9 protein-coding genes are annotated in these 8,102 nt (G+C 46.2%); 3 read left to right on the top strand and 6 right to left on the bottom strand.

What is annotated here, in order from left to right:
- The coding region (locus tag ACRC27_RS03055) for a site-specific integrase (protein ID WP_438639167.1) at positions 1 to 257 on the bottom strand (257 nt) is incomplete at its 3' end.
- Positions 258 to 525: 268 nt separating this feature from the next.
- Here ACRC27_RS03055 and fldB point away from each other — a divergent pair.
- A complete protein-coding gene (gene fldB, locus ACRC27_RS03050) occupies positions 526 to 1,044 on the top strand; it encodes a flavodoxin FldB (protein ID WP_438623529.1) in 519 nt (172 codons plus the stop codon).
- A gap of 85 nt (positions 1,045 to 1,129) precedes the next feature.
- On the opposite strand, the gene brnQ is transcribed toward fldB, so the two are convergent.
- Together brnQ and ACRC27_RS03040 are read right to left on the bottom strand one after the other, a co-directional pair.
- Positions 1,130 to 2,440, bottom strand: coding sequence for a branched-chain amino acid transport system II carrier protein (brnQ, locus tag ACRC27_RS03045; protein ID WP_438639166.1), 1,311 nt, complete (start codon positions 2,438 to 2,440; stop codon positions 1,130 to 1,132).
- 272 nt (positions 2,441 to 2,712) lie between these two features.
- Positions 2,713 to 3,495 (bottom strand): tRNA1(Val) (adenine(37)-N6)-methyltransferase, encoded by a 783-nt coding sequence (locus ACRC27_RS03040; RefSeq protein ID WP_438623527.1) that lies wholly within the window; start codon positions 3,493 to 3,495, stop codon positions 2,713 to 2,715.
- 114 nt (positions 3,496 to 3,609) lie between these two features.
- On the opposite strand from ACRC27_RS03040, the gene srmB reads away from it, so the two are divergent.
- A complete protein-coding gene (srmB, locus tag ACRC27_RS03035) occupies positions 3,610 to 5,022 on the top strand; it encodes an ATP-dependent RNA helicase SrmB (protein WP_438623526.1) in 1,413 nt (470 codons plus the stop codon).
- Positions 5,023 to 5,307: 285 nt separating this feature from the next.
- Entirely contained in the window at positions 5,308 to 5,727 is a 420-nt protein-coding gene (locus tag ACRC27_RS03030; protein ID WP_438630331.1) for an ACT domain-containing protein, read from the top strand.
- A gap of 143 nt (positions 5,728 to 5,870) precedes the next feature.
- Here ACRC27_RS03030 and ACRC27_RS03025 read toward each other — a convergent pair whose 3' ends face one another.
- From ACRC27_RS03025 to ACRC27_RS03015, 3 genes are all read right to left on the bottom strand, one after another.
- Positions 5,871 to 6,377, bottom strand: a complete 507-nt coding sequence (locus tag ACRC27_RS03025; protein ID WP_438623524.1) for an alpha/beta family hydrolase — start codon at positions 6,375 to 6,377, stop codon at positions 5,871 to 5,873.
- A 132-nt stretch (positions 6,378 to 6,509) separates the two neighbouring features.
- On the bottom strand, positions 6,510 to 7,286 hold the full coding sequence (gene yaaA / locus ACRC27_RS03020; protein WP_438630363.1) for a peroxide stress protein YaaA: 777 nt from the start codon (positions 7,284 to 7,286) through the stop codon (positions 6,510 to 6,512).
- Between the two features lie 238 nt (positions 7,287 to 7,524).
- On the bottom strand, positions 7,525 to 8,102 hold a 578-nt coding region (locus ACRC27_RS03015), incomplete at its 5' end, for an alanine:cation symporter family protein (RefSeq protein ID WP_438639165.1).

The raw sequence follows: 8,102 nt of genomic DNA, 5'->3' as shown, positions 1-8,102 counted from the left end.
AGCGCAACGCTCGGGTCATCACTGCGCTGTTTTTCGCGATACAGATACTGAAACAGTCGGCGCATGGCACTGAGCATACGGGCAGAACTGCTGGCTTTATAACCTTTATCGAGCCGCTCGGCCATAAAGGCTTGCAGCTCATCAATTGAAGCGCTCAGCAGTGAACTGTTCTCTCGTTGTAGCATTTCAACGAGCTGCGCAAGATCGTGCCGATACGAGGCCAGCGTATTCTCTGATAGATTTCGCTCTAACCACATCGCATCTAAAAATTGTTCAACTAATCGCTGATCTTGCTGCACACACTCCCCTTACATTGTTATTTATGGGTGGGATAACCCCAGCTACCGCTAATTCGGTCTAATTTCCCCCATGTTTGTACTGCAAAATAACACGAGTTAGGTACGTTATCAGACACGAATTCAAGCCAAAAACAGATCGACACTCAGCCAAAAATAAGCCCAAAGTCAGCATAATAACGATTTCTGGTACACTGGGCAGAGATTACATTATCACAGGATATCTGGCATGAAATTTGGCTTATTTTATGGCTCTACCACCTGTTACACCGAAATGGCAGCAGAGAAAATCCGTGATGCAATCGGCGCTGAACTGGTTGAACTGCACAATGTAAAAGAGACCCCGCTAACGCAGATGCACGATTACGATGTCCTGATTTTGGGGATCTCCACGTGGGATTTTGGTGAGCTACAAGAAGATTGGGATGCCATCTGGCATTCTCTGGATGATCTTGATCTCTCCGGAAAAATCATTGCACTGTACGGCCTTGGTGATCAAATAGGCTACGGTGAATGGTTTCTTGATGCGATGGGGTTATTACACGATAAATTACTGGCCTGCGGCGCACAACTGATCGGTTACTGGCCGGTCGATGGGTATACCTTTACCGCGTCTAAAGCTCTCACTGCTGATAACAGCGCGTTTGTCGGGCTAGCGCTTGATGAAGAGAATCAATATGAACTTAGTGATGAGAGAATTGCAGACTGGAGCGGGCAGATTTTACTGGAAATTGAAGCTCTACTCTGACAGATAAACAAAAAGCCACCTCACTGTGATCGACTAAGATTCACGATGAGATGGCCTTTTTAATGAACACAACATCCACCTGTTATCAGGCTGTTTGTGCTTCACCTTCACTTTCACGGCTTGGCAGCATCAGTGCAATTGCCAGCGCAATCAATGTTGGTAACACCCATGCCATGCTCTTATCAAACAGTGGCAGGAAGTTCATTACCGACAGGTTTGCACCTGCTGCAACTGCGGCATCCATCAGGCTAAATACCAGAGCTACGCTCAGCACCAAACGGTAACCCAGTGCCGGATTTTTTAACCACGGACGGGCAAAGGTCAGCATCACCAAGCCAACAGCCAGCGGATACAGCGCATATAACACCGGTACTGACAGGCTAATCAACGTACTCAAACCTACGTTAGCAACCACGGCACAAGTCACACCCAGTGCAATAACCCACTGGCGATACGAGAACGAGGTCAGGCTTGAGAAATAATCAGAACACGCACTGATCAGGCCAACAGCGGTGGTCATACAAGCCAAAATCACCACTGTAGATAAAATCCACTGACCCGGTTGACCAAACAACGCTTGTACATAGGCGGCAAAAATTGCCCCACCATTATCCAAGCCACCGGCAATCGATGCCGATGTCGCGCCCAAACGGAACAGCGAAATATAGACAAATGCCAAACCCGCTGCCGCAATCAGACCGGCAATAATCAGGTATTTGCAGGTGACTTTGCTGTCAGTGATCCCTTTGCTGCGAATAACATCCACAATCAGCATACCGAACATCAGCGCGGCAAAGGTATCCATGGTGTTATAACCATCCAAGAAACCTTTGGTAAACGGTGAATGAATGTAGTCACCCTGTGCGGCCTCAACCGCACCTTGCGGAGCAACTACTACGGCCACCGCCAGTACCGCCAGCAACAAGAATAGTATCGGGGTCATCACCTTGCCAATACTGTCAATCAGTGCACCACGGCTCCATGACAGCATCATCGCCAGTGCAAAAAATCCGGCCGTCATCAGCATTTGTGTTGTGCCATCAGGCGCGCTGAAATAGGGCTTCATGGCCATTTCATACGCCACCAAACCGGTACGTGGAGCGGCAAATGCCGGACCAATCACGATAAACAGAAGAACGGATGCAAATGTACCAAACCCTGCTGGCAGATCACGGGTCATATCCGGCAAACCACCACCGGCACGCGCTACGGCAATAATTGAAATCAGAGGAAGACCAACGGCAGTGGCAAGAAATCCAAGGGTGGCGTACAGAGAGTGATCACCGGCTAACTGACCTGCTAGTGGAGGAAAAATAATATTTCCGGCACCCAAAAAGAAGGCAAATGTCATCATGCCCAACCCCATTACATCTTGCCATCTCAATGCTTGTTTCACGGCAACACCTCTTAACTTAGCAATATCTGTCAGTACATAACCGGTATAAAAGCAACAAATCGGGCGGAGTAAACCACACGCTCACACGCGCTATACGTTATGAAATCCGGTTAATGCGAAAATGTTAGGGCAAAAACAGAGGATAAATTCTGCGCGGTAGCAGGGCCTTTATTGCCCTGTATGGCGGTTGAATAGTTGTTAATCAGAATAACCCGCTGGAGACCTTGCACTAAAAAGCATCATCTATGATCGATACTGACAGCGCAATGCACTCAGAAAAAAAGGTAAAAATCTTTTGTTAGATCGCGATAATCGCAGTGATAAATTCCAGATTTCTCATTGATTACCAGTTTTTTATCCTGCCTATCTTGTCTGACAAATCCAAATTCCAGCAGAATACGTTGTGCTTTTTTCCCTTCACGACTAAAAATAGCTACGGCCTGATAGCAGAACAGACCAAAATTCTGCGCTAATGCGCATATAGGCTCAACAACATCAAACGGCAAAACCAGACACACGCGGCCCGTGGGGGCTAATACCCGACACGCACTCTGCAACAGCACTTCATGGCTGAGTGTATCGGTATAACGTGCTGCATCTCTGGCAGTATCACGACAGGCTACGCCAGACTCAAAATAGGGGGGATTAGAGACAACGAGATCAAACTTCAACAGATTATGCTGCGAAAATTGCTGAATAGACTGGTTAGATAACCTGATTTTATGCTGCCAAGGTGAGGCGGCAATATTCTCCTGCGCTTGCTCAGCCGCAGTATTGTCAAGCTCAACTGCCGTAATCTGTGTATCAGCAGGGGTGCGTTGTGCTAACATCAGTGCTATCAGGCCGGTTCCCGATCCGATATCCAGAATCTTTGCCGCGCCGTTTATTGGCGACCACGCACCCAGCAGGATCCCATCCGTTCCGACTTTCATGGCGCAGCGATCGTGTGCCACAAAAAACTGCTTGAAGGTAAACCCGTTACGCGCCAGATTGCTGGTCGCTTTTTTGGGCGTAATTTCAGCATTGTTATTGAGTAAGGGTGGCTTATCAGACATGGCATCTCTCCGCAAAAAGGTTGCCAAGCATAGGCGAAATGCAATTAAGCGTGAAGAGGCGTGAAGCAAAACGCCGGCAAGGTTATAATCCCCCCCTCGCATAAGAGGTGAACCATGGTAGCGACACAATTTACAGAATTAGATCTCGACAAACGTCTTCTGGCCGCACTGAAAGATAAGGGTTACGAACGCCCGACTGTCATTCAAAGTGAGACCATTCCAGCCGCCATGGAAGGGCGCGATGTCATGGGGTCAGCCCCGACAGGTACGGGTAAAACCGCTGCGTTCTTGTTGCCTGCAATTCAGCATTTGCTGGATTACCCGCGCAGAAAACCGGGTACACCGCGTGTACTGGTGCTTGCTCCAACACGTGAGCTGGCAATGCAAGTGGCTGATCAAGCGCGTGAGCTGGCAGCACACACCAATTTGGCCATTGCAACCATTACTGGTGGCGTTGCCTATTTGAACCATGCTGAAGTGTTCAGCCAAAATCAGGACATCGTGGTTGCCACCCCAGGACGTCTGTTGCAGTACATCAAAGAAGAGAACTTTGATTGCCGCGCTGTTGAAATTCTGATCTTTGACGAAGCCGACCGCCTGCTGCAAATGGGCTTTGGTCAGGATGCTGAGAAAATCGCAGCAGAAACCCGCTGGCGTAAGCAGACCTTCTTGTTCTCTGCGACGCTTGAAGGTGATTTGCTGACCGACTTTGCTGACCGTCTGCTCAATGATCCGATTAAGATTGAAGCCGAACCGAGCCGTCGTGAGCGCAAGAAGATCCTGCAGTGGTACTACCGTTCTGATGATGTAGAACACAAAACTGCGCAACTGGCACACTTGCTCAAGCAAGAAGATGTCACCCGTACCATTGTATTTGTGCGTAAGCGTGAACGTGTTCGTGAGCTGGTTGATGCTCTGCATAAGCACGGTATTGTGGCCGGTTTCCTTGAAGGTGAAATGGCGCAAACTCAGCGTACCCGTGCAATTGATAAGCTAAAAAATGGCGAAATCAGCGTACTGGTTGCAACCGATGTCGCTTCACGTGGTATCGACATTGATGATGTCAGCCATGTGTTCAACTTTGACATGCCACGCACTGCAGATGCCTATTTACACCGTATTGGCCGTACCGGTCGTATGGGCCGTAAAGGTACTGCCATCTCATTGGTTGAAGCGCATGATTTTGATCTGCTGGGTAAAATTACCCGTTATATCGATGATCCGCTTAAATACCGAGTGATTGATGAGCTACGCCCGAGCACCAAAGCGCCGAAGCATGAAGGTCGCCGTGGTCCATCGAAAAAGCAAAAAGAGCGTATCAAAAAGAAACGTGCTGACAAGTTGGAACAAAAAGACACCGAGAAAACTAAAATCCGTCATCGGGATAAAAAGAATATCGGTAAGCGTCGTGCAGCCAGCAATGAAGCAAACGTAGAAGCCAAGCATAAGCAGGACGCGGCGGCTAAAGCTGCGCACAAACGCGAACAAGCGGCTAAACGTGCTGCAGATGACGATTACGACGATTAATCGTCACAGTGCATGAACTGTCATAAAAAAGCCCAATATGGGCTTTTTTTTATTTTGGTAGGTGATTCCTGCATTAAATTTGTATGGCAAGACTAATAAGCGAAAAAGTAAGCGTAAGAAAAACACCGGAGTAAAAATAACAAAAGAAATACCTCCGTTTCTTATCGCCATCTCATCTCATCTCATCTCATCTCATCTCATCTCACCAAAAATGTATTACTGCCATTCAAAAATCATTTTGTTCTGATATATTTATTAAAAATAGTGACGACAAAGGAAGAGATAATGAATAAGGAAAAAGAGAATTACGGTGAAACTCATTTAGCTATTTTACTTAAAAATATGCAACCAGCACTCAACACCGGTGACTATGTCTTTGTTACTGTTGTAAAATCAGCTTTGCCAGATATATTGGCATATCAGCCACAAGGCCTATTTACTGAGCAAGAGGGAATAACGGCAATATTATTGCAACAACATGCCGACACATTAGCGCTCTCTTATTCATCTGTATTTAATATGATTACGTTAACCATACACTCAAGCCTAGATGCAGTAGGCTTAACAGCGGCTGTCGCCGGAAAACTCGCTGATTATAATATTAGTGCGAATGTTGTTGCCGCCTATTACCATGACCATATTTTCGTACCAAAATCACAGGCGCAGCAAGCTATGCAAGCATTAAATGAGTTTAGCCAATCATAAGTTTTGTATTATTGCTCTGATAATGACTCGCTTGATGATGAATAGATTAATTGTTCGTAATATAAATAAAACTATCTTGATAGAATATCTTAGTATTTTCTGGCGGAATACTCCGCCAGAAAATCAAATCATTAACCACAATGCTATTTTGAGGATAACCACGCAGAGATAAGCGTACCCAGTTCGGAAACATCGGAATACAGGTGATCATCACCCTGCACCTCGATGCATTGGCAACGCTGGCTATTTACCGCCTGTTGAACCACCGAGAAGTGTCCGAACGGATCACTATCCTGCTGAATAATCAATAAATTAACCTGATCATTTTCTGAAAGTTCACGCAGCGTTGCTTTATCGGCATCAGAGTACAAAGAGAGTGCAATACCGATAAAAACGATATTTTTCACTTTCAGTTTATCCAGTGCCCGCAGTGTAATTAACGTACCAATCGATTTAGCAACCACGGTATCAAACTCACCGGAAGGTACATGCTCCACTTCTGCAGCCACATTAAACTCTGCCGCCGGATGTTGCCATGCAAGTAACGAATGCGTGGTCAATTGCAAATTAGGTATCTCAGCGGCATGCACAACCTGATTAATCCATGTTTTAGTCGCAGGCATTTTTCCCGGAACAGCAAGAATATTCATATAGTACTCAACCTATGTTCAACATTAATTCGTTGATCGTTATATATCGATACTGTTTAATATTAGCGCTATTGCCAATGTACCCTTGTAATAAAGCATGTTTAAGTGTGTCACCATCCGTTTTAGCCGTGATTAATTTTGATGTTCACGTTTAAACACTGGCACAGTTGCCGTAGAGTCAGCTTCTGAGTAGTAATATCCATCCAGCGCAAAATCAAGCAGTTGCTCCGGTGCTGTTAATTGTTGCTGAATAATATAACGGCTCATTAACCCACGGGCTTTCTTTGCATAAAAACTGATAACTTTATACTGCCCATTTTTTTGATCTAAAAAGACCGGTTTAATCACAGTCGCATGAAGCTCACGCAGTTTAACGGCTTTAAAATATTCATCAGATGCAAGGTTAATCAGAATATTATCGCCCTGATCAATTAACGCCTGATTTAATGATTCGGTAATACGGCTTCCCCAAAACTGATACAGATCTTTACCAGCCGGATTAGCCAGTTTTGTGCCCATCTCTAACCGATAAGGTTGCATCAAATCCAGTGGGCGCAATACTCCGTATAATCCCGATAAAATACGCAAATGTTGCTGCGCAGTATCAAAGTCAGCCTCTGAAAAACTCTCAGCCTGTAAACCGGTGTAGACATCACCCTTAAATGCCAATAGTGCTGGGCGGGCATTTTCTGGCGTAAAATCAGGCTGCCATTCGGCAAAGCGCGCCGCGTTTAGGCCTGCTAGTGCATCACTGATCTTCATCAATGAGCCAATTTGTGCCGGTGTAAGGTCACGGCACAAGCTAATCAGCGCGCTAGAATCTTGCAACAGTTGTGGCTGGCTGTAACGTTCAGTGGCAAGTTCAGATGTGTAATCAAGCGTTTTTGCCGGAGAAATAACTGTCAGCATAACTGCCGTATCCTTATGGTTGTTGTCGGCCAAACATTAAAAACAGACATTAAAAAAACAGATGCCCGCAGTAAACACCGAAGGTAACGTATTCACAGAATCTGCAGTTTATCGCGTTCAGACAGCAAAAAGCCACGCTCAGGTTGCAGGCAACACTGGCGTGGCTTTTCAGTGGTAGAGCAGCCAATCAGGGTACTGCTCTGCAGCCCCTGATGTTGACCAAAGCATTAACCGATAATTACTCGGCCATTTTTTTCAGGGCTTCAGGATCATCCCAAATTCCCGGCTCTAACTGGCTGTGCAGCTCAGGATACTTGCGGACATCAAAGACCGGCAGCTTTCCTGAGTCAAGTTGCTCATTATAATCTTTTGCCAGCTTAATCGCGGTGCCTGAAAGCAGTAAGATAGCAATCAGGTTGGTCAGCGCCATCATTCCCATTGAGATATCAGCCATTGCCCAGACCATTGGTAAATCAGCCAGCGTACCAAAAGCAACCATACCCAACACTAAACAGCGGAACAGTGCTAAACCGGTCGTGCTCTTATGCTCAAGAAAAACTAAGTTGGTTTCCGCATATGCATAGTTAGCAATGATTGAGGTAAAGGCAAAAAAGAACACCGCAACAGCGATGAAAATTGCACCCCAATCACCAACAGCGGTAGAGAGCGCGCGCTGAGTCAGATCAATACCGCTCATGCCCTGCGCCGTTTCCAGCGTGCCAGAAGTCAGAATAATCGCCGCAGTTGCCGTACAGATAACGATAGTATCCATAAAGACACCCAGCATCTGTACATAGCCTTGTGAGGCCGGATGTG

The organism is Plesiomonas sp., from assembly GCF_051650925.1.
Taxonomy (GTDB): domain Bacteria; phylum Pseudomonadota; class Gammaproteobacteria; order Enterobacterales; family CAMTGL01; genus Plesiomonas.
This window is presented reverse-complemented; position numbering and strand designations above follow the sequence as displayed.

What these genes read in the sequence shown, in the direction of transcription:
- fldB (WP_438623529.1), top strand. Translation starts at nt 526, where the DNA reads ATGAAATTTGGCTTATTTTATGGCTCTACCACCTGTTACACCGAAATG.
- ACRC27_RS03025 (WP_438623524.1), bottom strand. Translation starts at nt 6,377, where the DNA reads ATGAATATTCTTGCTGTTCCGGGAAAAATGCCTGCGACTAAAACATGG.
- yaaA (WP_438630363.1), bottom strand. Translation starts at nt 7,286, where the DNA reads ATGCTGACAGTTATTTCTCCGGCAAAAACGCTTGATTACACATCTGAA.
- ACRC27_RS03040 (WP_438623527.1), bottom strand. Translation starts at nt 3,495, where the DNA reads ATGTCTGATAAGCCACCCTTACTCAATAACAATGCTGAAATTACGCCC.
- ACRC27_RS03030 (WP_438630331.1), top strand. Translation starts at nt 5,308, where the DNA reads ATGAATAAGGAAAAAGAGAATTACGGTGAAACTCATTTAGCTATTTTA.
- srmB (WP_438623526.1), top strand. Translation starts at nt 3,610, where the DNA reads ATGGTAGCGACACAATTTACAGAATTAGATCTCGACAAACGTCTTCTG.